General features: G+C 65.1%; 23 protein-coding genes. 2 read left to right on the forward strand and 21 right to left on the reverse strand.

The window, feature by feature from the left end; translation table 11 throughout:
* Positions 1 to 48: 48 nt before the first annotated feature.
* Positions 49 to 1,506 carry an HDOD domain-containing protein gene (locus BX592_RS23290; protein WP_134194976.1) on the forward strand — a complete coding sequence of 486 codons (1,458 nt, stop codon included), beginning with the start codon at positions 49 to 51 and terminating at the stop codon, positions 1,504 to 1,506.
* Positions 1,507 to 1,627: 121 nt separating this feature from the next.
* Here BX592_RS23290 and BX592_RS23295 read toward each other — a convergent pair whose 3' ends face one another.
* The 13 genes from BX592_RS23295 to BX592_RS23355 form a co-directional block, all read right to left on the reverse strand.
* Complete coding sequence (locus tag BX592_RS23295) at positions 1,628 to 3,025, reverse strand: EAL and HDOD domain-containing protein (protein WP_134194978.1); 1,398 nt, start codon at positions 3,023 to 3,025, stop codon at positions 1,628 to 1,630.
* Positions 3,026 to 3,237: 212 nt separating this feature from the next.
* A complete protein-coding gene (gene astE, locus BX592_RS23300) occupies positions 3,238 to 4,332 on the reverse strand; it encodes a succinylglutamate desuccinylase (RefSeq protein ID WP_134195022.1) in 1,095 nt (364 codons plus the stop codon).
* 19 nt (positions 4,333 to 4,351) lie between these two features.
* A complete protein-coding gene (gene astB, locus BX592_RS23305) occupies positions 4,352 to 5,692 on the reverse strand; it encodes an N-succinylarginine dihydrolase (RefSeq protein WP_134194980.1) in 1,341 nt (446 codons plus the stop codon).
* 10 nt (positions 5,693 to 5,702) lie between these two features.
* The gene (gene astD / locus BX592_RS23310; protein WP_134194982.1) at positions 5,703 to 7,166 is read right to left on the reverse strand and encodes a succinylglutamate-semialdehyde dehydrogenase; all 1,464 of its coding nucleotides are present in this window, start codon (positions 7,164 to 7,166) and stop codon (positions 5,703 to 5,705) included.
* Positions 7,167 to 7,168: 2 nt separating this feature from the next.
* Positions 7,169 to 8,260, reverse strand: a complete 1,092-nt coding sequence (gene astA / locus BX592_RS23315; protein ID WP_134194984.1) for an arginine N-succinyltransferase — start codon at positions 8,258 to 8,260, stop codon at positions 7,169 to 7,171.
* Positions 8,257 to 9,348 carry an arginine/ornithine succinyltransferase subunit alpha gene (gene aruF / locus BX592_RS23320; RefSeq protein WP_134194985.1) on the reverse strand — a complete coding sequence of 364 codons (1,092 nt, stop codon included), beginning with the start codon at positions 9,346 to 9,348 and terminating at the stop codon, positions 8,257 to 8,259. Before aruF ends, astA begins: the two co-directional genes overlap by 4 nt.
* A gap of 99 nt (positions 9,349 to 9,447) precedes the next feature.
* Positions 9,448 to 10,683, reverse strand: coding sequence for an aspartate aminotransferase family protein (locus BX592_RS23325; RefSeq protein ID WP_134194988.1), 1,236 nt, complete (start codon positions 10,681 to 10,683; stop codon positions 9,448 to 9,450).
* Positions 10,684 to 10,945: 262 nt separating this feature from the next.
* Positions 10,946 to 12,007: a GlxA family transcriptional regulator gene (locus BX592_RS23330; RefSeq protein WP_134194990.1), complete on the reverse strand. Its 1,062-nt coding sequence runs from the start codon at positions 12,005 to 12,007 to the stop codon at positions 10,946 to 10,948.
* 49 nt (positions 12,008 to 12,056) lie between these two features.
* Positions 12,057 to 12,848 (reverse strand): ABC transporter ATP-binding protein, encoded by a 792-nt coding sequence (locus BX592_RS23335; RefSeq protein WP_166676439.1) that lies wholly within the window; start codon positions 12,846 to 12,848, stop codon positions 12,057 to 12,059.
* Between the two features lie 40 nt (positions 12,849 to 12,888).
* On the reverse strand, positions 12,889 to 13,602 hold the full coding sequence (locus BX592_RS23340; RefSeq protein ID WP_134194992.1) for an ABC transporter permease: 714 nt from the start codon (positions 13,600 to 13,602) through the stop codon (positions 12,889 to 12,891).
* Between the two features lie 7 nt (positions 13,603 to 13,609).
* Complete coding sequence (locus BX592_RS23345; protein WP_134194994.1) at positions 13,610 to 14,299, reverse strand: ABC transporter permease; 690 nt, start codon at positions 14,297 to 14,299, stop codon at positions 13,610 to 13,612.
* 286 nt (positions 14,300 to 14,585) lie between these two features.
* Positions 14,586 to 15,773, reverse strand: a complete 1,188-nt coding sequence (locus BX592_RS23350) for a patatin-like phospholipase family protein (protein WP_134195026.1) — start codon at positions 15,771 to 15,773, stop codon at positions 14,586 to 14,588.
* 49 nt (positions 15,774 to 15,822) lie between these two features.
* Positions 15,823 to 16,392, reverse strand: coding sequence for a hypothetical protein (locus tag BX592_RS23355; protein ID WP_134195028.1), 570 nt, complete (start codon positions 16,390 to 16,392; stop codon positions 15,823 to 15,825).
* Between the two features lie 1,047 nt (positions 16,393 to 17,439).
* On the opposite strand from BX592_RS23355, the gene BX592_RS23360 reads away from it, so the two are divergent.
* Entirely contained in the window at positions 17,440 to 18,438 is a 999-nt protein-coding gene (locus tag BX592_RS23360; RefSeq protein WP_134195030.1) for an LLM class flavin-dependent oxidoreductase, read from the forward strand.
* Positions 18,439 to 18,497: 59 nt separating this feature from the next.
* Here BX592_RS23360 and BX592_RS34210 read toward each other — a convergent pair whose 3' ends face one another.
* Genes BX592_RS34210 through BX592_RS23400 form a run of 8 tightly spaced genes read right to left on the reverse strand, consistent with a single transcriptional unit; the run spans position 18,498 to position 25,551 of the window.
* Positions 18,498 to 19,295, reverse strand: a complete 798-nt coding sequence (locus BX592_RS34210) for a type II secretion system protein (protein ID WP_208327960.1) — start codon at positions 19,293 to 19,295, stop codon at positions 18,498 to 18,500.
* Entirely contained in the window at positions 19,282 to 19,671 is a 390-nt protein-coding gene (locus tag BX592_RS23370) for a type II secretion system protein (RefSeq protein ID WP_208327961.1), read from the reverse strand. The genes BX592_RS34210 and BX592_RS23370 overlap by 14 nt, the downstream gene beginning before the upstream one ends.
* Positions 19,672 to 19,676: 5 nt before the next feature.
* Entirely contained in the window at positions 19,677 to 20,168 is a 492-nt protein-coding gene (locus tag BX592_RS23375) for a type II secretion system protein (protein ID WP_134194998.1), read from the reverse strand.
* Positions 20,165 to 22,735 (reverse strand): secretin N-terminal domain-containing protein, encoded by a 2,571-nt coding sequence (locus tag BX592_RS23380; RefSeq protein WP_243849686.1) that lies wholly within the window; start codon positions 22,733 to 22,735, stop codon positions 20,165 to 20,167. Before BX592_RS23380 ends, BX592_RS23375 begins: the two co-directional genes overlap by 4 nt.
* Before the next feature lie 23 nt (positions 22,736 to 22,758).
* The gene (locus tag BX592_RS23385) at positions 22,759 to 23,304 is read right to left on the reverse strand and encodes a hypothetical protein (protein ID WP_134195002.1); all 546 of its coding nucleotides are present in this window, start codon (positions 23,302 to 23,304) and stop codon (positions 22,759 to 22,761) included.
* On the reverse strand, positions 23,301 to 23,972 hold the full coding sequence (locus tag BX592_RS23390; RefSeq protein ID WP_243849694.1) for a hypothetical protein: 672 nt from the start codon (positions 23,970 to 23,972) through the stop codon (positions 23,301 to 23,303). The genes BX592_RS23385 and BX592_RS23390 overlap by 4 nt, the downstream gene beginning before the upstream one ends.
* 2 nt (positions 23,973 to 23,974) lie before the next feature.
* Positions 23,975 to 24,526, reverse strand: coding sequence for a PilN domain-containing protein (locus BX592_RS23395; protein ID WP_243849687.1), 552 nt, complete (start codon positions 24,524 to 24,526; stop codon positions 23,975 to 23,977).
* Positions 24,523 to 25,551: a hypothetical protein gene (locus BX592_RS23400; RefSeq protein WP_208327962.1), complete on the reverse strand. Its 1,029-nt coding sequence runs from the start codon at positions 25,549 to 25,551 to the stop codon at positions 24,523 to 24,525. The genes BX592_RS23395 and BX592_RS23400 overlap by 4 nt, the downstream gene beginning before the upstream one ends.
* Positions 25,552 to 25,660: the final 109 nt, after the last annotated feature.

A 25,660-nucleotide genomic window follows, 5' to 3' on the forward strand; every position in this document is an offset into this window, starting at 1 on the left:
GCGCGGCTGGCTACTCACTGGAACACGTATGGCTTTTGCGGGACTCACATGTTAAAGGCGGCGCTGCTCGACAGGCTCTGGGGCAGGATGAGCGAACGCGGCGATTTTCCGATGCTGTCGCAATCGCTGCGCACGACGATGGCCGCGGTCAAGAACGACGAACTCGACTTCACGTCGCTCGTGCAAGTCGTGCTGTCCGACTTCGCGTTGACGCACAAGGTGCTGCGCCTCGCGAACTCGGCGATGTATATGGCGTTCGGCGGCAACATCACGACGGTCTCGCGCGCGCTGATGGTGCTCGGCATGGACGCAGTCGGCCATCTGGTGGTCGGCCTGCAGATCGTCGATCACTTCCATCACAGCGTGCCGCGCCGTATCGATGCGAAGCTCGAACTGAATCGCACGATGCTGTCGGGCTGTGTCGCGCGCAAGCTGACCGAACGCGGCGATCTGCGCGCCGGCGAAGAGGCGGTGGTCTGCACGCTGATGCGCCAGGTCGGCAAGCTGCTCGTGGTGTTCTATCTGGATACCGAATGGGACCAGATTCGCCGCCAGCTCGATGCGGGCATTGCCGAGAAGGACGCGTGCGTGAGCGTGCTCGGCGTCTCGTACGAAGAGATCGGCATCGAGGCCGCGGTGCGCTGGCGGTTGCCGGAAATCATTCGCACCGGGATGACCGCTTACGATCCGGCGCGCGACGACGATTCGCGTCAATCGCAATGGATGCGCGCGGTCACCAACTTCTCGACCGACGTCGCGAACCTGCTGACCGCGCCCGACCTACCGGTCGCGGTACGCGACGCGCGCATCGCGGAGCTTGCGCAACGCTATAGCCGGCCACTGAACACCGACGCGGACGTGCTGATCGAGATGAGCATCGCGCTCGCGCGCGAGGAAGCCGGCGACGGTGTGATGCGCGAGATCAACGAGCTGCGCGCGAGCGCCGACGCGATCGCACGCGAACCGCTGGTGCCGGAGGAGCGGATTCGCGCGGGTGTCGAAGATTTGCGCGCGCTGCCGTCGGATAACGCGCTTGCGCCTGCGCTAACGTTGGCGTCCGAAACCGTGCTCGCCGGGCTGGGTTTTGACCGCACGGTCGTGTTCGTGCGACAGAACAGCGGCACGTTCAAGGCGCGCATGGGCTTCGGCCCGAAGGTCGATGCGGTGATGCCGCAATTGTCGTTCGCGAGCGCGTTCCAGCCGGACGTGTTCCATCTGGCGATCGCCAACTCGGTCGGCATTTTCATCGAGAACGCGCGTGACCCGAAGATGGTCGCGCGCCTGCCCGACTGGTATAAACGTTCGTTTGGCGACGCGCGATCTTTTGTGCTACTGCCGGTGATGCTCGACAATCAGTCGACAGTCGCGCTGCTGTATGGCGACTGGATGCATTCCGGAGAGTTGCGTCCGATCACGCAGCAGGAAATGGCTGCGTTAAACGAGCTATCGCGGGAATTGCGGCGTTTTTTCGCGCGTGCGCCAGTGGGTGAACTGGAGATGCTTTGATAGGGGTCGCGTGAACGGGATGCACACGCTTCGCGCGAAACCTGGGTGTCGGTTCGGAAACTGAAGCGTACGAAACGCGCGCGCACTCAAACACGGCGTGCGCGGCGAGCACGGCCTCTCGTCAATCTTCGATCCGCTCAAGCCCTTCCGCATCCGCGCTATGTTCGGCGATGCCCGCCCACGCGGCCGCGGTTAGCGCCAGTTGCGCAGCTTCGGCGGTCGTCAACGGCGCAAGCGCCTGGCACGTCTGGTCGGCCACGTCCCACGCGCCGCGCTCGAGCGCTTCGATCAGCGTGAGCAGCATGCCGAGCGCGCCTTCATGGCGCTCGATCGCATCGCGAATCGGCCGCGTCAGCATCAGCACATTCAGCGTGTTTTCGAGCGAACCGCCGAACACCGCGTCGACCAACGAAAACACACCCGTCAGAAACGCCGCATCGGCTTCATCGCGTCCGGCATCCGGCAAGCGCGCGACGGCGAGTTCCATAAAGCGCGCGCGCGTGGCAGCCAGTTGCAGCAGCGGATCGTCTTCAAGCGCAACCTTGCGGCCATCCGCATACAGCAGCAATTGCGTCCAGCGCGCGATCTTGTCGGTACCGGTCGCATTAATCGCATCGCGCAGCGTCGTGACGCGCAAGCCCAGCGCGAGGCCGCTCGCATTGGCAAGCCGCATCAGGTGCATCACCAGCACCGGGTTCAGCTTCAGTTCCGCTTCGAGTTGCGCAACCGTCGGCTCACCGGCAAGCAGTTGCAGCAGGTTCAGCAGCGCATGGCGTGGCGCGCTCACGCGGCGCGCGGTCTCGCCGGTGTGCGGGCGAGCGAAGAAGTAACCCTGAAACCGGTCGAAGCCCAGATTGAACGCGGTTTCGAATTCTTCATGCGTGTCCGTGCCGAGCGCGGTCAGCATCTTGCCCGCCGATTTCAACACGCTCGCAAGCTTCGGCAACAAAGCGGGCGGCGTGCGCCGCAAATCGATCTTGACGGTCTCCGCGTACGGCAGCAAGCGCGCAAAACGGTCGTCGACCTGTGTCACGTGATCGATCACGAAGCGAAAGCGCCGGCCATGCAGCGCGATGATGCGCGCGATCAGTTCGTCGTCGACATTGATCTCGGGCGGCAATTCGAAAATGAAGCGCTCGGGCGGCAACGTCTTCACCGCTTCGTCGAGCAGCAGTTCGCGCGTCGCATCGATGTAAGCCCGATGACCGGTCAGCGCGAGACGCACGTCGGAACTCATCAGTGCACGGATCAGCGCGCCGATGCACGCCTGCGCGGAGACGCCGGCCGGAGATTCGCGGTCCGCGGCGTCCGATGCGTCGCTATCCGCGTTCGCTTGCGCGGTAGCCGTGACCTGCTGGATTTTCAGTTCGAAGCCGCACAGCATGCCGTCCCGGTTCAACAGCGGCTGGCGGGCAAAGTACACGTGATGCGTGTTTTCAGGGGTGCCGCCCAAAGTCGCCTCAGTGAAACCCGAAAGGCCATGTGCCCGGCCTTCCTGCTGGACTGCGGTGGTGGTCATGCGGCTCCCCTTTTGCAAAGCGCGCGCGGCGCTTTGAGCTCTCATCTTATTGGTGCAGTTTCGGCGGACCCGGCGATTTGCAGCGCTTCGCGGCAAATTCGCTGCGCATTCGCAAACGGTTGCGCGCGCAGCCGGATTTGTTTGCCCGGGGATTTTAGCGCACGCATGCCTTCCGCGGACAGCGAAATTATGCGTGCGCAACGAAACTTCGCTTAGTGCAGCGATGCGAGCGCGTGCTGTGTCGTTTCGACGACCATCAGCCCCGCGCGCAGCCCCGGCTTGACCGATGGGTTCGGAAACACGATCCGCTCTTCCGGATGGCTGACCGTATAGCGATAACCGCCGTCGCGCGCGAGCACGGTGTTCTGTGCGTAGGCGGTGAAATTCGGCACGTCCGCCTCGACCAGCAGTTCGAACGCGTCGCTGTGCTTGGTGATCTGGTCGATCACCGTGAAGACACGTGGAACCGAAGCATCGGTAGCGCTCAACGGCGTGGACACGCTGAGCGCTTCGCCTGCAATCAGGCGGCGCAACGCGGCATCGGCGCCGGCGAAACGCGTCAGATCGTTGCGCCCGAACGGACGCACCTTGCCGAGTTCCAGCGTGCACGCATCGGCGCCGCACGCTTCGGATGTGAAGTGCGAATACGTGCTGCCTTTCGTCGTATGCACGAGCACCGCCGCGATCCGCGCGTCGCGCAGCCATTCGAACATCGCACGCGACATCGGTTCGCCGGTATGCGGCAGCAGCGCGAAGCGCTCGAATACCGACGCGCGGATCGCCGTATGCATGTCGATATGCCAGCGTGCGCCGCGCCGTTGCGGTGTATTCGCGAAGAATTGCGCCGCCGCGCGCTCGAGCGCCGCGGCACGCGGCGCTTCCGCGCTGTCTGGCAACTGAGCGTGGCGGCCGCTGAACAAGCGGTTCAGATCGTCGTCGATATAGCGGCACGCCGCGCGCATCGCCGCGACATTGCCGAGCACAACCAGCAAGCGGCACGCGAGCGGCGCGCGGCCGGCGCCGATATCGCGCACCAGCAGCGACAGCAACTCGATCGGCGCGGTTTCGTCGCCATGAATGCCCGCGGACGCGAGCACGCTGTGCACCGGTGCGTGCGCGTGCGTTGACGTTCGTGGGTCCGCGGCCGGATTCGCCGCGACGCCCGATTCCGCGCTCGCGGCCGGCTCGAATTGCAGCACGCCGTCTTCCAGCCAGCGCCAGCGCACGCCGTTCGCGCACACCTGTTGCTGTTGTTCGAAAGCGGGCCGCTTGCCGGCCAGCGTAAAGCCAAGAAAGTCGTCGAGCATCATCGCGTCTGCCGTGTTTTCAGCGTTGAAAATCGTACAGGGAGCCGATCCGCAGAATTTGCGTCAGTTCGTCGAGCGCGGTGCGCGACTCGTTCAACAACTGCGAGTCCGCGAGATCGGCCGGCGCGAGCCGATCGCGATAGTGTGTGTCGATCCACGTATCGAGCAGGCCGAACAGCCGGTCGTCAATCCATACACCGGGCGCGACCGCTTCGCGCTCCGCGTCGGTCAATACGACGCGCAGCCGCAGACACGCCGGGCCGCCGCCGTTCTTCATGCTTTCGCGCAAATCGAACACCTTCACCTCGCCAATCGGCCCGGACGCCGACACCAGATCGTCGAGATACTGCGCGACGCGTTCGTTTTCACGGCACTCCTGCGGCACGACCAGCACTTGCGTGCCGTCCGCGCGCATCAGCAGCTGGCTATTGAACAGATACGACGTCACCGCGTCGGCGACGCTCACCCGCGCATCCGGCACTTCGATCACATCGAACGCCGCGTTGCGCGCCGCGAGCTTCGCGCGCAATTCGTCATAAACCGCGCTTTGCCCAGCAAACGCGAGCTGATGGCAAAAGAGCGTCGTCGCGTTGCCGACCGCGATCACGTCGTTATGAAACACGCCTGCATCGATCACGTCCGGGTTCTGCTGCGCAAACACGGTCGTACCGTCCGCGAGCCCGTGCCGCTGCGCGACCGCGCGGCTCGCTTCGAAGGTCTGCCGCGCCGGATAGCGCTTCGGCTCCGGACCGCGCCGGTATTCGCTGCGGCCGTACACGAAGAACTCGACGCCGCGCTCGCCGTACGCCGAGCAAAAACGCGTATGGTTCGCCGCGCCTTCGTCGCCGAGCGCCGGCGTGCCGGGCAGCGCTTCGTGCACCGCGAAACGGCTTTCATCGGCGAAGATCGTGCGCAGCGTGCGGCGCGTCGACTCGTGCTCGATCGCGCGATGCAGCTTGCTGCACAGATTCGCCGGCGTGAAATGCACGCGTGCGTCTTCGGTATCGGCCGACGGACTGACCGTAGCCGCATTCGCGGTCCACATCGCCGATGCGGAACTCGCCGCCGCGAGCAGTTCCGGCGCCTCCTTCGCGACCTTCGCTATCAGGTTCGCGTCCGCGCCCGAAAACCCAAGCTCGCGTAACAGACGCAGCGACGGCCGCTCCTGCGGCGGCAGCACACCCTGACGGAAGCCGAGGTCGGCAAGCTGCTTCATCTTGCGCAGCCCCTGCTTCGCGGCCGCCTTCGGATTCGCGACAGACTTCTCATTGGACAGCGACGCGACATTGCCGAACGACAGCCCGGCATAGTTGTGAGTCGGGCCGACCAGCCCGTCGAAATTGGCTTCGGTGGCTTGCATCGTCCAATCCTTAAAAATGAAGACCCGGCGACACGTTCGCGGGCATTTGCAAGTGCTCGCTTTCCACCGACGCCATCGGGTACGAGCAGTAGTCGGCCGCGTAGTACGCGCTCGGCCGGTTGTTGCCGGAGCGGCCCGTGCCGCCGAACGGCGCGGCAGACGACGCGCCATTGGTCGGCCGGTTCCAGTTGACGATACCGGCGCGAATTGCGCGCTGGAAATGCGTCCATTGCGTTTCGTCGTCGGCAAGCAGGCCCGCGCAGAGGCCGTACGCCGTATCGTTCGCGCGTTCGATCGCGTCGTCGAACGTGTCGTAGCGGATGATTTGCGCGAGCGGGCCGAAATGCTCTTCGTCCGGCAGATGCCGCAACCCGGTCACATCGAGAATCGCGGGACTGGCGAAACCGAGTTCGGGATCGCGCTGAGCCATTTTCAGCAGCACGCGCGCGCCGGCATCGACGAGATGCGTCTGCGCACGGACGAGCCGCGATGCCGCGCGTGCGGTAATGACCGCGCCCATATACGGTTGCGGGTCCGCATCATATGTGCCGATGGCGATGCGCGACGTGACATCGACGAAGCGCTCGATAAAGCGCTCGCCGAACGCATTGTCCGGCACCAGGATACGCCGCGCGCAGGTGCAGCGCTGCCCGGCCGACAGAAACGCCGATTGGATCGTGTGATGCACGGCGGCGTCGAGATCGGCGACTTCAGCGACGACGAGCGGATTGTTGCCGCCCATTTCGAGCGCGAGCACGATCTCCGGACGGCCGCCGAACTGCTTGTGCAGCAGCGTGCCGGTATCGGAACTGCCGGTGAAAAAAAGGCCGTCGATCTGCCGGTGATTCGCGAGCGCGACGCCGGTGTCTTTTTCGCCCTGCACAAGGTTCAATACGCCCGCAGGCAGGCCCGCCTCGTGCCAGATCTCGACGGTTGCGCGCGCAACGGCCGGCGCCAGTTCGGACGGCTTGAAGACAACCGCATTGCCGGCGATCAGCGCCGGCACGATATGCCCGTTCGGCAGATGCCCGGGAAAGTTATACGGGCCGAACACCGCGACCACGCCATGCGGACGATGCCTGAGCACCGCGGTGCCATCCGCGATCGCCGTGCGCTTTTCGCCGGTGCGTTCGTGATAAGCCTGAATCGAGATATCGACTTTGGCCGCCATCGACGCGACTTCGGTGCGCGCTTCCCACAGCGGCTTGCCCGTCTCGCGGCCGATCGCCGCGGCGAGCGCCTCCTTGCACTCCGTCAGCAGCGCGGCGAAGCGGCGCGCAATGGCGCAGCGCGTCTCGAACGGCGTCGCCGACCAATGCGCGAACGCGCGGCGCGCACTCTTCACCGCGCGCTCGACATCGTCGGCGGATGCGCTGTTGCCTTCCCATACCAGCGCATTCGTGCCGGGGTTGCGCGATGCGAATGCGGGGCCGGTGCCGGTAGTCCACGCACCATCGATAAAAAGCTCGCTCATGATCATCCCTGTTTGTGTTTCGGCGCGTGCGCGGTCGGCATCACGCGCACCGGGTCGCCTGTTGTGACGCGCAGCGCCGCTGCTGCTTCCGGCGTCAAGCGGAACGCACCATGCTCGACCACGCCCGTTACCATGCCGACGCGGAAATCGTGCAGCGACGTGTTGGACACGAGCGAGCGCGGTGCATCGGAACGGGCGCCTGGCCGCGCGTCGGTTGATGCATTCGACGGAGCATCCGGTGCGGTACGCGCGGTGCCGATCTCGACCGGCACGACCACGCTCTCACGCACCGTACGCAGATCCTCGATATGGCATTCGAGCACCGGGCCCGCATCGAAGATATCGACGTGGTTTTCATACCGCAGCCCTTCTACTTCGAGCATCTTGCGCGCAGGTAATGTATCGCTATGCGTGAGGCCGACACAGTCCTGCGCCTCCTGCGGCAACAACTCGACGTACACCGGAAAACGCGGCATCAGTTCCGCGAGGAACGACTTGCGGCCATGCGAACTCAGATAGTCGGCCGCGTTGAAATCGATCTGGTAGAAATGCGAGCCGACCGCGCGCCAGAACGGCGACGAGCCTTGCGCATCGAAATGACCGCGCATTTCCGCGCAGACGCGCTGCGGGAAGCGCTCGCGGAATTGCGCAATAAACATGAAACGCGAGCGCGACAACAGGCCACCGACACCGCCCGCCCGGTAGCGCGGGCTCAGGAACAATGAGCACACTTCCGCATAACCGGTCAGATCGTGCGAAATGTTCAGCGCGCGCATCAGCGTCCAGATGCCGAGGTCCTGGCTTGCATGCACGACCGTGCTCACGCGGTAGTTGTAGAACGGCTGATCGAGGCCGACCGCGGTTTCGATGCCGCACACGCCGGCCACATCGCCGCTCGCCGTGTCTTCCATCACGAACAGGTAGCCTTGCTCGTGCGGCGAAGCGTTGTCTTCCAGCGTGCGCCGCGAGCGCGCGATACGCGCTGCGAGCGCATTGCGATCGGGCTTGAACGAGGTGAGGCCCGGACCGGTTTCCTGGGCCAGCGCGACAAGCGCGTCCAGGTCGTCCGTCTGCACGACACGCACGACGATCATTGCGCGTCCTCCGAAGCTGGTTGGCTGCCGTCGAAGTCCGGATCGTGATGCAAGATCACGCAGCGAACCGGGTCGCCATCGCGCACATCGAGCGCGGCGCGCGCCGCTGCCGACAACGGCGCACCGGCGCTGCACGCGCGCGGTAAATCGGCGAGCACGCAACGGAATTCGCCAGGGCGGTTGCTTGCCACCATATAGACAGCGCCACGCGTGTCACCGGCGGGCGCGCTTGTGAGATTTTCGTTCGCTGCACGCACGGTGCGGGTTTCGTTGCGTGTCACACACGCGCTGCGATCGACTTGCGCGGTCAGCACCGGCCCCGCATCGAAGATATCGACATAGCGGTCGGTCTCGAAGCCTTCTTCGAGGTGGATCTCGTACGCGAGCATCGCTTTCTCGTCCGGTTCGCCAAGCACGCGCTGCGCCGCTTCCGGCAAGAGCGGCACATAAATCGGATAACTCGGCATCACTTCCGCGATAAACGTACTGCTGCGTCCGCCCGATTGCACTTCGATATCGGCGAAATTGCGCCCGAAGAACTTGCGACCCACCGCTTCCCAGAACGGCGACACACCCGCATCGTCAGTCACGCCAAGCAGCAGCGAAAACACCTCCGGCGTAAAACGCTTGCGGTTCGCGGCGACATACATCATCCGTGCGCGCGACAGCAGATGCGCGGCCGCCGCGCCGCGCAATTCAGGCGCGATATAGAAACCCGCGAGCCGGCTCTTGCCGGTCAGTTCATGCGACATCGTCAGTGCGTGGATCTTGCGGTTCACATGCAGCTCGCGCGATGCGTGAATCAGCGCGTCGTTGCGAAACACATAGAACGGTTCGGAATAGCCGGCCGCCGCGACGATGCTCGCGGTACCGAGCAAAGTGCCGGTTGCGCCGTCTTCGAGCACGAACAGATAAAACTCCTCGCCTGGAAAATCGGCGTCCGTGCGAAACGAATCTTCCGACAGAGCGACGCGCGCCTCCAGCGCGCGCCGGTCGTGCGGCAGCGAATGCAACACTGGCTGCGCGGTGCGCGCCATCTGTTCCAGCGCATCGAGGTCGGCGAGGCGACCGGGGCGTACGAAGAGCATCGTCGTTCCAGTAGGGTCCGGACAGGTTGCTGGTGCGTGATGTTTAAACGTAAAGCGGTGAAGACGTATAGCGGCATGCGTGCGAGCGTCGACCGCGATTTAGCGGGCCGGCGCTCCGGCGGTCGCGCCAACCACTTCTTCGATCGCCTTCGCGAGCCGCGCGACACCGTCGCGCAGATCGTCGAGCGGAATGATCAGCGACGGTGCGAAGCGCAGCACGTCCGGCCCGGCCATCAGCATGATCAGACCGTGCTTGCCGGCCGCGGTGACGAAGTCTTTCGCGCGCCCCTTGAACACGCCGGACAGTTCCGCGCCGATCAGCAGCCCCTTGCCGCGCACCTCGCTGAAGATACCGAAGCGCTGGTTGAGCGTCGCCAGCTGCTGCTGCAATTCGGCGCTGCGCGAGCGCACGCCGGCCAGCAGTTGCGGATCGCTGATCAGTTCGACGACCTTGAGCGCGATCGCCGATGCAAGCGGATTGCCGCCATACGTGGTGCCATGCACGCCGACCTTGAAGTGCGCAGCCAGCTCGTTGGTGGTCAGCATCGCGCCGATCGGAAAACCATTGCCAAGCGATTTCGCGCTGGTCAGGATATCCGGCGTCACGCCGGTGTCCTGATACGCGTAGAAATGGCCGGTACGGCCGACACCGGTCTGCACTTCATCGAAAATCAACAGCGCGCCGTGCTGATCGCACGCTTCGCGCAACGCGCGCAGGAATCCCGGATCGGCCGGGATCACGCCGCCTTCGCCCTGGATCGGCTCGACCACGACCGCGCAGGTCTTCGGGCCGATCGCCTCGCGTGCCGCTTCGATATCGTTGTAAGGCAGATGGACGATGCCGGCCGGCACCGGTCCGAAGCCTTCCGAGTATTTCGGCTGCCCGCCGACGCTGACCGTGAAAAACGTGCGGCCATGGAATGACTGCGTGAACGACACGATTTCATATTTGTCCGCGCCGTGCCGTTCGAACGCGACACGCCGCGCGAGCTTGAACGCCGCTTCATTGGCCTCCGCACCCGAGTTCGCGAAGAATGCACGATCGGCGAAGGTCAGTTCCTCGAGACGCTTCGCGAGACGCAACACCGGCTCGTTCGTGTAGCCGTTGCCGATGTGCCAGAGCTTCGCGCCCTGCTCGTGCAGCACTTTCAGCAATTCCGGATGCGCGTGGCCGAGCGCGGTCACGGCGATGCCGCCGGCAAAGTCGATATAGTCGCGCCCTTGCGTGTCCCATACGTGGGAACCCTGGCCGCGGTCCGGCACGAACGATGCGGGCGAGAACACCGGCACCATCACTTCATCGAAAGTCTGGCGGGTCACATGCTGGTCGTTCATGGCGAATCCTCGTGGCGGCTCCTGGTGGTATTGGCAGTAGTGTAGAAAACCCTGAGCGCGCCGTCTTGCGCATACGCGACGTGATCTGTCGGAGTCGCGCGCAATGGCGCGGTGGCGCGGTGGCGCGGTGGCGCGGTGGCGCGGTGGCGCGGTGGCGCGGTGGCGCGGTGGCGCCTGTGCGCCTGTATGCCGACGCGGCGGCACGGCACGGTAGCCACGTAGCGCCCGCTCGCCGGACCATCGGACTATCGAACGACGCAAACTATCGTCCGTCGCGCTCCGGCGGCTCGATCAGCGCGGCCGGGCGCGGCTCGTCCGGCCGCGCGCCCGCGCGCTGCTGCTTTTCGAGCCAGTTACGGCGGTCTTCGCGCGGCGTCACATCGAAACGCTCGCGGTACGCGTTGGAGAAATGCGCAGCGGATGAAAACCCGCACGCGAGGCTGATCTGCACCACCGACTTGCTGGTCCGCTGCAACTGCGTGCGCGCCTTGGCGAGTCGCAGCCCCAGATAGTACCTGGATGGCATCGCGCCCAGATACTGGCGAAACAATCGCTCGAGTTGCCGTCGCGACACGCCGACGAGGCCTGCGATCTCATCGGTGGTCAGCGGATCCTCGATATTCGCCTCCATTAGCAGCAACGCGTCGTTCAGGCGCGGATGCCGTTCGCCCGGCGCGGTCACGAACGGAATGCGCTGCCGCTCGACGCCCGCGCGCAGCGTGCCGACGCCAAGCGTGTCGGCGATCCGTTCGGCCAGCTCCTGCCCATGGTCGCGGCCGATCATCGCGAGCATGAAATCGACGCTCGCCTGGCCGCCCGCGCAGGTCGCGCGATCGCGATCGATCTCGAAGATCTGCTGCGTGACGATCGAGCGCTCGAACTGCTCGGTGAACTGCTGATAAGTCTCCCAGTTCACGCTGACGCGATAACCGGACAACTGCCCCGCCATCGCGAGCCACCAGACGCCGTGATGAATGCCGGTCACAAGCGGCGTACGCTGCCCAACCCGCGCGAGGCTCGCGAGAAACAGCCGATAGTCGGCAAACTGCTGGAACCGCTCGCTGATCACGATCAGCCAGTCGCACACGATCGCGTCGCTGAACGCGGCATCGGCGGGCCATTGCGCGCCGCCGGACAGCGGCACGGGCCGCCCGTCCCACGAGCAGACCTGCCAGCGGTACAGCGCACGACCGTCGATTTCATTCGCGAGGTTCAGCGCATCGATGATCGGCCCGACTCCCGACATCGACACCGGCGGCAACGCGACAATCGCGACTTGCAGCGTGCGAGCGGGACCTGCCGGCGAACGCGCGTCTTTGGACATGGAGTTGGACAAATGCGGCAGATCGGGCTCGAAGTGTAGCGATCCCGCGCTACTTCAGACTGCCCGACAGAAACTGCTTGAGCCGCTCGCTCTTCGGCGAGCCGAGCACTTCGACCGGCGGCCCTTCCTCTTCGGTGCGGCCTTGATGCAGGAACATCACGTGATTCGACACATTGCGCGCAAAGCCCATCTCGTGCGTGACGACGATCATCGTGCGGCCTTCCTCGGCGAGCTTCTGCATCACTTTCAGCACTTCGCCGACCAGTTCCGGGTCGAGCGCGGAGGTCGGTTCGTCGAACAGCATCACGTCCGGGTTCATCGCCAGCGCGCGCGCAATCGCCACACGCTGTTGCTGTCCGCCGGACAGGTGCGACGGATACTGCTTTTCCAGCCGCGGCGCGAGACCCACCTTCTCCAGATACGTGCGCGCGCGCTCTTCCGCGTCGCGGCGCGACAGGCCGAGCACGTGAATCGGCGCTTCGACCACGTTTTCAAGCACGGTCATATGCGCCCACAGGTTGAAGTGCTGGAACACCATCGCGAGCTTAGTGCGAATGCGCTGCAACTGCTTGTGGTCCGCGACTTCGAAGTTGCCGTACCGGTCGGCTTTGGTGCGTACCGCCTCGCCGTCGACGATGATCTGCCCGGCGTTCGGCCGCTCGAGAAAGTTGATGCAGCGCAGGAACGTGCTCTTGCCCGAGCCGCTGGCGCCGATGATGCTGATCACATCGCCCTTCTGCGCGTTCATCGACACGCCCTTCAGCACTTCGTTGTCGCCATAGCGCTTGTGGATATCCTGCACGGCGAGCTTGCAGGCTTCAGCGGGAGCTTTATGGAGCAAGATATTCTCCGATGCAAAAAGGGACGGTCGGACCGCGTGGTCAATGACGCCGCACCGCGAGATGCGCAAGCCAGTGCTGCTCGGCGCGCCGGAACGCGGCTACCAGCGCGAACGATACCGCAAGATAAATCAGCGCCGCGACACCGAACGATTCGAACGAACGATAGGTGGCCGAATTCGCGTCGCGCGCGACCTTCAGGATATCCGGCACGGTCGCTGTAAACGCGACCGTGGTCGCGTGCAGCATCAGGATCACCTCGTTGCTGTACAAAGGCAAGGCGCGGCGCAGCGCGGAAGGTAGCACAACCCGGCGATACAGCGTGAAGCCGCTCATCCCGTACGCGCGCGCCGCTTCCACTTCGCCGTGCGACGTCGAGCGGATCGCGCCGGCGAAGATCTCGGTGGTGTACGCACAGGTGTTCAGCGCAAACGCGAGAATCGCACAATGAAAACCGCTGCGGAAGAACGTGTCGAGCATCGCGTGCGAGCGAACGAACTCGAGGCTGTACAGACCGGTGTAGATCAGCAGCAGTTGCACGTACAGCGGCGTGCCGCGAAACACATAGGTGTAGATGCGCACCGGCGTCGACAGCCAGCGGCGCTTCGACACGCGCGCAACCGCGAGCGGCACGGACGCGACAAAGCCGATGCCGATCGATGCGACCAGCAGCCACAGCGTGACCGCGAGGCCGGACAGCCGGTGGCCGTCCCAGAAAAGAAACGCGCGCCAATACTGGTTCAGGATGTCGATCATGCGCGCCTCACAGTTCCGCGTGCCGCACACCGATCGAATAGCGGCGTTCGAGCGCGATCAGCACGAGGTTGGACACCGTCGTAATCGCCAGATAGATCAGCGCCGCGACGAGTATGAAGAAGAACATGTTGAACGTGCTCTTGCCCGCGTCCTGCGCGGCTTTCACGACATCCGCGAGGCCGATGATCGACACCAGGGCGGTCGCCTTCACGAGCACCTGCCAGTTGTTGCCGATACCCGGCAGTGCGAAGCGCATCATCTGCGGAAACATGATCCGCGTGAAGACGCGCATCCCGTTCATGCCGTACGCGCTGCCTGCTTCGAGCTGGCCGCGCGGCACCGCGAGAAACGCGCCGCGAAACGTCTCCGTGAAGTACGCGCCATAAATGAAGCCGAGCGTTAGCACGCCGGCGACGAACGGATCGATGTCGAATTGCGGCCAGTCCAATGCGTCGGTCAGGTTGTTGACCGCGATCTGGATGCTGTAGAAAAGCAGCAGCATCAGCACGAGGTCGGGCACGCCGCGGATCAGCGTCGTGTAGGCGGTCGCCAGTCTGCGCAGCACGCCGTTCGCCGATAGTTTCGCCGCCGCGCCGACCAGACCCAGCACGACCGAAGCCGCCAGCGACAGCACCGACAGCTCGATGGTCCGCACCGTACCGTCCACGAGCAGCGGGCCATAACCGTATAGAACCATGCGCGCCTCCTGTCGGTTGATCGTGAATGGCGCGCAGTCTGGCAGGCGAAAAAAATTAGCTCAATCCGATAACCGATGCGGTATTGCGGCGCAGCATGCACGGCAACGGGTGGCCGACCGCGCGCAATGCCCGGATGCATGGGCGCGCGCGATGCGCGCCGGGCGGCTGCGTGTGGCCGCGGTGCGCGGCGAATTCGCAAGTTTGGAGTCGCTTTTTCGATAGACCGGCGAGGCTCCGGTGCATCAGGTGCGCAGGTTTGGGTGCGGCGAGCCGCCGGTTCCGCGCTTACGCGTCGAGCAGCGCGCGAATCGCGGGCAGCATCGCCTCGACGGCCGCGCGCCCTTCCGCAATCGCCGGCTCCGCGCGATGAAAGTCGAAGATGCCGAGCCCGCCCAGGCGCGGCTGGATCAGCACGTCGGCGGGTTCGCCCGCAAGGCGGCTGCGCGTGATCCGTACCTGCATGATGTCGATGCTCTGCGCGATCGCGCTCAGCATCGACGGCACGCGTGCGCCCGGTGCGCGCGGCGCGCGCACGTCGCTCGCGCGCGCGGCGTCTTCGAATCCCGGTGCAGGCTGCAGCCAGCGTGGCCACGGCTTGCCGTTGCGACGCAGCGCGGGTGGCACGGCGGGCGCAGCCTGATCGGCGAGCGCGGTGTGGCGCGTCAGCATGCCGGCCTGGGGGCCAAGCGGGTCCGCGCGCGGGTTGGGATTCAATGCAGGCGCGGGGTCGGACTCAAGCGAGGGTTCAAGCGCGGGTTCAAGCGAGGGTTCAAGCGAGGGTCCGAACGCGGACCCAGTGGCGGACCCCAGCGCAGCCCCGGCCGCAAGCTCACGCGCGCTCGCCGGCACGTTCATCCGCGGCACGGCGGAGCCCGGCATCTGAAGCATCGCGCCGAAATCGCGGCCATTCAGTATGTCGTTGTTCAGATCGACCGCAATCACGCAGTCCGCGCGCATTCCGCGCGCGACCGACACCGGCACCGGGTTCGCGAGCCCACCGTCGACCAGCCACACGCCTTCATGCCACACCGGCGTGAAAATGCCGGGAATCGCAATCGATGCACGCACGGCTTCGACCACACTGCCTTCCTGCAAACAGGTCTCACGGCCGGTATCGAGTTCGGTCGCGACCGCCGCGAACGGCATCTTCAGGTCGGCGATCTTGCAACCGTTAAAGCGCTCGGCAAACACCTGGATCACTTTCTTGCCGCCGAACAAACCGCCCGAGAAGCGCAGATCGAGCAGCCTCACAACCGACTGCCACGTCAGACGCGACGCCCACTCTTCGAGCCAGTCGAGGTCGCCGTTTGCGTAGACCGCGCCGATCAGCGCGCCGATCGACGTGCCGCAGACCACGTCCGGTTTAATGCCCGCGTCGTGCAGCGCGCGAATCGCGCCGATATGCGCCCAACCGCGCGCGGCGCCTCCGCCAAGCACAAGACCGATCCGTTTGTAACGACGCCGATGCACCAACTGCAATCCTCTTTCCGTGTTCTGCTTTGTTTATGGCTCGAAACGCGAGTCAATGACCGCGTATCACATCCGAACGCGACGTCGTGTAGACGACGTCATTCGCGTCGAAGTGCACGTTGAAGAACCCTTCCCCGGTCACGCCGCCCTCGCGCCACTTCCAGCTCCAGACGGTTTCCGGCTTGAGCCGATAGACGGCGATTTCGCCGGGCTTACCGAGCAACCGCCGCACTTCGTCCTCGGTCATGCCCGGGCGGATCTTCGCGAAGTTCGCCGCGGTCAGCACCTGGGTGACCGCCAGCAAGCGGCCGTCCGGGCCGATGTCGACCATATAGGTGTTGAGCCCTTCCGGGCCGCGCGGATACTCGAGGCGCTTCGAGCCGTCGGTGAAGTGACGCTCGGTTTCGGGCTTGCCCATCTGCTCGCGAATCTGCGCTTCGGTCGTCACGCCGGGCGTGAGCCCTTTGAGCAGCAGCACGTCCGGCTTGATCGAGTTGAAGAATTCCTTCAGCTTTTGCACGGCATGCCCGGTTTGTTGATCGTCGCAGCCGGTCAGCGCGATGGACGCTCCAAGCATGGCCGCGATCAGCGACGTGTAGCGCGATGTGTAGCGAAAGGCCATCGGATAAGGGTCGGTGACAGACACGTCACGAAGTCAACGACGTCACAGCATACCGCACGTGCGCCGCGCAGCGCCTGTCACAGGTAAGTAAAAACAGAAACAGGAAGCAAGCGGCTGTAAGGAAGAGAAAGGTCGGCCGCGACGCGATGGCGGGCGTCCGGACGCGATGTTCGACGATGTTGCACGCCACCCGCTGAGGTAGCAGAGGTAGCACAACAACGGCCGTGGACGTTTCATCCACGGCCGTTGTGTGCCCACCGTTTTGATCGGCCGCACATGATGCGCGGCCGTTTGGCCCCTCGACTATGCTAATTCCGCTCATTCGCCAGTTGTTGCCAATCTATCGTCGCGCGAAGAAACGCGCGAGAGCGCGTTTACACCGAATCGGCTGACAAATTGCTGCCGCGCTCGTCTCGATGTGCGTGTTTCTGTCAGCGCGGTCGGCACGCCGGCCATGCTCGCTGGACGCGCGTTCGGCAAACATCCGACTGAGCCGGCCGGCCTGCTGCGTCCGGGAGTGCACTGCGTAGCCGACCTACGCGTGACGAGCTGGGCCGACCGGCGTCGAAGTCCGTGGAAGGCCGCGGTCATGATGACTGCGCCAGTGTCAGGCTAGCGCGGGGGCCGGCGCATTTCTGTGCGAATTCACACGCTGTCGTGCGGCACACGAGCGCGGCGGCGTTCGTGTCAGCCATGTGTCAACTGTGGCAGCCGTGGCAGCCGCATCCGCTGCCCCAGCCGTTGTCAGCCACGTCAGCCTGCAACACCTGCTGTTTGCGACGTCGGCTGCAACACCCTAAAGCGATTGTGGGCTTATCGCCGCCGTCAGCGGAATTGAAAGCGCTTTGGCACAATCCGCTTTGGCCTGCGCATGCTTGCCACGCGCGCTCCGTATCGCGATCGATTTGGCTTGGCGACCGGTTTGCATCCGGAGTGAAAGACGCTTTGCGTTCCGACTCGCGCGCTGGCATGCGCTTACGTACTTCATTCCCGCATCTGACGCGGCCGTTCGTCGGGCCGCCGCCCACCGCCTATCGCCCTATTGCCATGATTCCGTTTTCCGTTCTCGACCTGTCTCCGATCACTGCCGGCTCGACCGCCACGCACGCGTTCCACAACACGCTCGATCTCGCGCAGCATGCGGAGCGCTGGGGCTACCGGCGCTTCTGGCTCGCCGAACATCACAATATGACCGGTATCGCGAGCGCGGCGACGTCGGTAGTGATCGGCTACGTCGCAGGCGGCACGCAGACGATACGCGTCGGCTCCGGCGGCGTGATGCTGCCCAATCACGCACCGCTGGTGATCGCCGAGCAGTTCGGCACGCTCGCGTCGCTGTACCCGGGCCGCATCGATCTGGGTCTGGGCCGCGCGCCGGGCACCGACCAGACCACCGCGCGCGCGTTGCGGCGCGATCTGCAAGGCAGCGCGGACTCGTTCCCGGACGACGTCGTCGAATTGCAGCGCTACTTCGCGGAGCCGGTCGCCGGCCAGCGCGTGCGCGCGGTGCCTGGCGCGGGTCTGAACGTGCCGCTGTGGCTGCTTGGGTCGAGCCTGTTCAGTGCGCAGCTTGCCGCGGCGCTCGGTCTGCCGTTCGCGTTCGCGTCGCACTTCGCGCCAGATCACATGCTGACCGCGCTGAAGCTGTACCGCGCGCAGTTCCGGCCATCGGCGGCGCTCGAGCGGCCGTATGCGATGGTCGGCGTCAATCTGTTCGCTGCCGATACCAACGACGCCGCACGACGGCTCTTCACGTCGCTGCAGCAGCAGTTCATCAACCTGCGACGCGGCACGCCGGGACAGTTGCAGCCGCCGGTCGAGCGCGTCGAAGCGTCGGAGTTCGAACTGGCGAGCGTCGCGCATTCGCTCGCGTATTCGGTGATCGGCGATCGCGACACGGTGCGCGAGCAGCTGAAGTCGATCATCGAGCAGACCGGCGCCGACGAATTGATGCTGACCGCGCAGATCTACGATCACGCAGCGCGACTGCGTTCGTTTGAAATTGCCAGGCAGGTGCGCGACGAACTGAGCGCGGATAACGCGTGACCGATTCGTCGCGCTGGCGGCTGCGCGATGTAATCGGGTAACACCGCGCCGCGATGGCTCTATGGACTGTGATTGCCGAAGCTGCCTCCCGGCAGGCTACCCGGCAACCCCCCGGATAGCGGGCTGTTCGACGGCAGACTTCCGCCCGGCAGGTTGCCGAACGGCGAACTACCGATTGGCCCGCCGCTCCCCGAACCGCCACTGAGCGGCGCTCCGGCGGCGGGGAATGACATGCCATCCGTCGGCGTCATCCCACCATTCTGTAACCCGCTCGTCGCCCCGTCGCCGGCGGCCGGTGGTCTTCCCCCTTGCGTCAACGCGGGCGTCCTCGCGACGAAGACCCAGTCCATGTAGCTCTGCTTGTCCTCGAAGCCGCGAAACTCGGCGGCAAAGTGCGCAATCTGAATGGGGTGCGCAGTGGACGCACTATGCAGACCGACAATCGTCTGCCCGTCCGGCGATCTGATCAGTACCCAGTCGTCCTTGCCGGTCATCGGGTCCGCATACACTTTGCGCAGGTGGCGCACCACATTCGGATAACGCGGATCGCGCACGAGATCTTGCAGCGTGCGAGGTTGATTCGGCTGGCCCAGCGGCGTTGCATTTGCATAGCTCAGTAGCGCGCGCTGGAATTCATGGCCGGTCGCCAACAGTTCTTCCTCCGCCATGCGCCGCTGATAGACAGCACCGAGCTCGATCTGCGCAGCCGCCGTCACCGCAATAATCGCGATGACGATCAGCAGCGCCAGATACGCGAATCCGCGTTGCCCCGCCGCGAGCCGCCCGGCTGTCCCGCGCTTGCGCGTACCCGTGCGTCGATGCCCGCCTCGAGCGCCGCGCAGTCTAATATTCCTCATAGGGTTTGCCGTCGCGATTCGTGCCGTCCGCGCCGCTCTTCAGGTCGTACACGTTGCCCGGCAACTGCTCGTCGGGCGGTGGCACGATGTGCCACGTCGTCGCGCTATCGGTAACCGGATCGAACGGCAAACTGCGCAGATAGTGTTTGTCCACCATCTCCTGCAGCGAGTCAGGATAACGCCCCTGGTCACCGTAAAACTGGTCGATCGCGATGCGCGTGACGTGCAGATTCTGCGCAAGGATCTTGTCTTTCGACGTATCGATCGAATGGAAGTACTCCGGCAGAGCCAGCGTCATCAACAACGCGATAATCGCCAGAACGATCAGCAGTTCGATCAGCGTGAAGCCCGCGCGTTCAGGCAAACACCGTTTCATCGTGCTCACCATCTCCGGTAGGGAACGCCGTTCAGGCCGACGCCTTTGGACACCGAATAGACGTCGTACACATCGTCGCCTTCCTGCGGGTCTTCCGCTTCGCTCGCGTAGCAGCGTTTGCCCCATGTGGCCGCGTCGGCGAGTTGCGGATCGTCGTTCATCGGGTCGCGCGGAATACGTCGGAGGAAGTACATCTTGCTACCTTTCGGGTCGGTCTGGTCGGGTACGCCGGCCACCAGCAGTTCGAGGTTCGGCGGATAGTCGGTCGCGCCGGCCTCCTTCTGGATGCGGCCGTCCTTGCTCGCGGTCTGGTATGCATCGATTGCGTTGCGAATTTCATGCAATGCGGTACGCAGTTCCTGTTCGCGTTCGCGTTGGCGCATCACCTGGGCAACCGGAATCGTCATGCAGGCGAGCACGCCGAGAATCGCCAGCGTCACCAGCAGTTCGATCAGCGTGAAGCCGCTGGCCGCACCCCGCGCATGGCGGCGTCTCATTTCGCGATCACCGTCACGGCGTACGGCGTCGTCGGCGGTACACCGGTCACCGGCACGCCGGCTACGCCGATCATCGAGCCGGGCGTCACCTGAATCGACGATTGCGAAGCCGGCGCCAGCGCGCGGAAATTCAGCACCGCGAAGGTGCCTTGCGCCGCCGCGCCGGTGCCGCCCGATATCGAATCGGCCAGAATCAGCTGGCCGTTGTTCACCCGGCTCGAAAAGCTGGTAGGCGCACCGCTCTGCTTCATGAAGTCGCCTTCGGTCACGCCGGTGAACTGCAACTTCGTGTTGTCGAACGTGACGGTGGCCGGCACCACCGTCACCGGCTGGTCGGCTTGCATCATCAGCGCGACCGTCAGCGAGTCGCCAACCTTCACTTGCGGCGGCCCCTGCAGCGTCATCTGTGCGGTGCCCGCCGCGAGGCCGGCGCCGCCGACCACCGCCGGATCGACACCGCTGCCCGCGAAACTGCCGACTCCCGCCACGCCGCCCACGCCGCTGCTGCCGCTGCCGTAACCCGACGGATAATTCGACCCGTTAGCGCCATAGCCGCCACCGCTGGACGCGCCCGATGCATCCGCGCTGCCCGAACTGGAACTGCGGTTCGAACTGCTGCCCGACGTCGTCGATCCGCCGCTGTACGTCGTCACCACGCTGCTGCCGTTCGACTGGACCATGCTCTGCATGTTCGATTCAGTGCCCGCCGTGAAGTACGCGGAGTTCGCATCCGGGCGCTGGATATTGCGGATCAGGTGCGGCGTGATCGCCAGCACGATTTCCGTGTTGTCGTCTTCGTCCTTGGTCGCGCCGAACAGGCGGCCGAGCACCGGCAACTGGCCGAAGCCCGGAATCTTGTCACCCGAGGTGCGCTCCTGACTGTCGATCAGGCCGGCCAGGATGTCGGTTTCGCCATTTTTCAGCTGCAGCACGGTGCTGGCCGTGCGCGTGCCGATTTCATACGCGGTCGTGCCGGACGATCCGGTCAGCGTCTGGAGCAGACTGCTGACTTCGAGCGCCACCTTGATGCCCACCGTGTCGTCCAGATAGATGGTCGGTTCGACGTTCAGCGTGAGGCCGATATCGATGTAGTTGACCGACTGCGAAACGAAGCCGGTCGAAGTGGCCGTCGACGTGATGTTCGGCACGCGCTCGCCGATCAGGATCTTGGCCTTCTCGTGGTTGCGCACGCGGATGCGCGGATCGGTCAGCAGTTTCGCGCCCGAATCGGTCAGGTTCGCATTGACGGTAGCCGAAAGCGACGACACGCCGACGGTGTGGGAAGTCTGGTGAAACAGGTCGTTGAGCGACAGCGAGGGCGACGAACCGTTCGTTGAACCGGTCGTCGTCCCCAGCGAACCGAACGGGTTGCCGAACGAGCCGCCGATCGCGCTGCCCGCGCTGCTGGCTGAACTGATCACGCTGCCCACCGGCAGCGGCGTGAGTGTCACCGAATCCGGCCATGCGACGCCGAGGTTCTGTGTCGCGTTGCGCTGCACTTCGATCACTTCCACTTCGAGCATCACCTCGGGCTCGGGCACATCTTCGAGCGCCACCAGCTTTTCGGCGAGCTTGATCGCGTCAGGCGTGTCACGCACGATCACCATGTTGAGCTTCTCGTCCACCACGATGTCATGCGACTTGACGATCGTCTTCAGCGTCGTGGCCACGGTCTTCGCGTCTGCATTCGACAGGAAAAAGGTGCGTACCGCGAGCTCCTGGTAGTCTTTCAGCTTGGCCGGCGTATTCGGATAGACCAGCACGGTATTCTCGTCGAGCACCTGCTGCGCCAGCTGATTGGTCGCGAGCACATAGCGCACTGCCGCTTCGATCGTGCTGTTGCGCAGGTAGATCGACGTGCGCTGATCGGTGCGCACATCCTTGTCGAACAGAAAGTTCAGGCCCGCGCTGCGCGAGATCACTTCGAACACCTGCTTGAGTGTCGCGTCCTTGAAGTCGATCTGAATCGGCTTGCGGTACGCGGCCGCGAGCGACGCCTCGACCCGTGACGCGCCGCTATCGGCGCCGAGGCTACGCTGCAGTGCCAATGCGCGCTTGTGCGTCGGCGCTTCGGTCAGCACCTGCGCGATGAGGCGGCGCGCGCCGTCGGCATCGTGTTTCGCGGCCAGCGCCTGGGCGCGCTCGACCAGCGTGTCCAGCCGGTTCTCGTTTTCGAGTGCGACCAGCCCCGCCAGCGCGCGTTCGTTAGCCGGCTCGAGCGTCAGCGCGTGACGATACGACTGGCGGGCGGCTTCACGCGCGCCGCTGGCAGCCAGCCGGTCGCCCTGCTCATCATCGTGATCGACCGTGTGCTCGCGCACCGCGAGCAGAGTCTCGCGGTATTGCGCATCACGCGGCTCCTGAGTCGAGGCTTCCTGCAGCTTCGCGAGACCCTCGTCCACTTTGCCTCGGGCGACCAGATCCTCGCCGTCGCGATAGGCCTTTTCAGCCGCGCAGCCGGCCAGCACCGCCGGCAGCGCAACACTGAGCACTAGCACCCGCCAGTTGCGCAGCGCAAAGCCGCGGGCGACGTGAAGTTTCTTTCGAGTGGAAAATTGCGTACGCAACGATTGCTTCCTTTGGCGGCCCGTCAATCGGCGCTGCCAATATCAATGGTTTGAACCGCTTTCTTCGGCAGATAAACGAGTGTCAACGTCGGCGGCTTGATCGATTCGACGCGATACATCGAATCGATCAACATCTGGTCGTGCACGATCAGGGTTTCGTCGCCGCGCGCCAGATACACCTCCCAGGTGCCGCCCGATAACTTCTTGCCCAGATACGTGAACGGCAACACAGGCTCCGCGGGTATCGGCGGCAGGGGCGGAATCTGCGCATTTGCCGGCGCCATCGAAGGCAGCGCCGGGGCCCACGACTGGCTGCCGAACAGTTCGTGGCGGCCGCCGCCGGTCTCGTGAAATAGCTCGGCGCGCGGCCGCAGTGCGAGGATGACGGTTGCAGCGGGCGTGCCGTCAGCGCCATTCGCGCGGTTTGCCGCGGCTGCCGCCGGCGCCTCGCTACGGCCCGCGTGCGGCGCGGCTTCGACCACCTGGTCCGGCGGTGTACGGTCCACGAACAGCAGCAGGCCTGCGCAAACGACGAACGCGACGGCGAGCGCGATGTGCGTCGTTTTCACCGGTCCACCTCGCTGGCTACAACCGCGGCGGCGGCGCGCGCGGTGGTGGCCGGTGCGACGCTGCGCGACGTTGCGCTACTCGATGCGAGGGTGGCCATCGTAGCCCGCGTCACCGGCGCAGCCGGTCGCAGAAACACCGTGAAGCGCAAGCTCGCCTCGATCGTCTGGTCGTTCGCCGAACTGCGCTTAAAGCGCATGTCGTCGAGCGACGCATACGGCACCTTCAACAGCACTTTTTCGCAGAAGCGTCGCAGGCTCGCGTAATCGCCCTTCACCGGCAGCACGATCGTGTAGGTTTCGAAGCGACCGACACGGTCGTCGCCCGGCTTGTATTCGGTCTTGTCGAGCTTGACGCCGGCTTCAGCGGCCGCGTCGAACAGACGCATCACCACCTGCTCGGTGTGGCCCGCGTCGCCGAGCGCGGTGTAGAACGCGGCCAGCCGCTCGGCCGCCAGCGTCGCAGGCGACACCACCGGCCTGGGAAGCGGCGTCGAACGCGCACGTGCGACAGCGCGCGCCTCGTCGACGATACGCGCCGCCATCCCCGGCAGCAGCACACACCACATCGACGCGGCACCCAGCACGAACGCGCCTGCCGTCAGCGCGCCCAGGCTGGCACGGCGGAGCGCCAGATGCGGCCGCAACAGCGCGCGGGCGAAATCCGGCATCTTCACGGCGCGGCCCTGCGCCACTGCGCTTCAATCTGAAAGCGCATCACGCCGTCGCTGTGATCCTTCGCAAGCTCGTTCCTCACCAGATAAACGCGGCCGAACAGCGGCTGCTGCTGCAGCGACTTCAAATAGCCGATCATGTCTTCGCTGCTGGCCCCTTCTGCTTCGATCCGCAGCAGTGCACGGCTCGCATCCGGCGTGATCGACAGCAACGCGATCTGATGCGGCGTGGCCGCTTCAAGCGCGTCGAGAATGTCGTCCCACGGCAGGTTCAGGCGTGCCACCGCGGCATTGACGGCCGCGCCCTGTTTCGGGTCGACCGGTGCGCGCGCAACCGTTAAGCGCACGCGCGCCGCGCGGGCGGCGCGCTCGGCCAGATGCCCGGTTTCCTCATCGAGAGCGTCGAGCCGCGTCAGCAGTTTTTGCGCACGGACGCCGGCCAACAGACACATCAGCAGACCGGCAAGCGCCAGCCAGCGCAGCGCCGGATGCGTGCGGTAGAGCAAGCGGCGCACGCTGAAGGGTGCGAGATCGATATGCAGACGTCTCACGGCGCGGCACCGCCCCATGCGAGTTGTGCAAGCGCCGGCAGCGCCGTGGTTTGCGCGAGCGCGGGCACAGCTGCGTTGCCGGTCAGGCACCAGCGCACGCTGATGCCTGAGCCGTCCGCGGGGGTCCCGATGGTCCCTGCGCTTGTCCCAGCGCTTGTCCCAGCGCTTGTCCCAGCGCTTGTCCCCGCGCTTGTCTCCGCGCTTGTCCCTGCCGTCACCGAGGCGGGCGCGGCTCCCACCGGGGCGGCTACGTACCACGCATCGATCTGCGCCCCGTGCACGTGCAGCACAGAAGGCGGCGCCATATTGTCGAGCAGCGCGGCACGGACGATCTGCTCCTGTAGCCACGCGAGCGGCGGCGTCTGTTCCGGCAACATCAAATTGCGCACCGCCGCGAGGCGCGCGTGCCGCGCCGCGCCGGACACCAGCCCGAGCGTCAACGTATGACCATGCAGCGTCGCCAGCCACGCATCGGCGGCTACGCGCCGGCGCCAGCGGTTCCACGCGGCGACGAAGTTCGGCGCAACCGTCGCGAGGCAGCCGCGCTGCGTGCGTACCGCAAGCTGCAGCGCCGTATGCAGACGTTGCGATACCGCACAGGCGAGGAACGGTGCGCCCGCCTGCCAGTCGGCAACCAGTTGCCACGCGGCAGCCGATTCGCCGTACAGCATCTGGAAACGCAGGCCGGCCGCCGCACGCAGATCGTGCATCCGCGCGCTGTTGGCCGGCGGCGTGACGATGAAGTAGCGCACCAGGTCGTCGCTGAAAGTCGCATAGACCGGCATGCCTTTGCCGCCCGCTTCGTCAAGCGCGGTAGCGATCTGCGCGGCGAGTTCGTCGGGCGCGGCCGTAGCGATATCCGCGAGCGGCCTTTCCGCCACGCGCGGTGCCGTCTTGCGCGCACGGCCAAAACGCGGTGCATCTATGCCCAGCACCGCGACGGCACCGCGCGACAACGCCAGCCGGCAGTGGCCGCGGCGTGTTGCAAACGGCGCAGGCCAAGCGGGCATCGAAAACTTACGCATTGAGCGTCACCCGCTTCACTTCGGCCAGCGTCGTCTCGCCACGTTTCACCTGCGCCAGTGCCACTTCGCGCAGATGACGCGTGCCGTTACGGCGCGCCTTGTCCTTCAC

It is taken from the genome of Paraburkholderia rhizosphaerae (genome assembly GCF_004366595.1).
Taxonomy (GTDB): Bacteria; Pseudomonadota; Gammaproteobacteria; order Burkholderiales; family Burkholderiaceae; genus Paraburkholderia; species Paraburkholderia rhizosphaerae.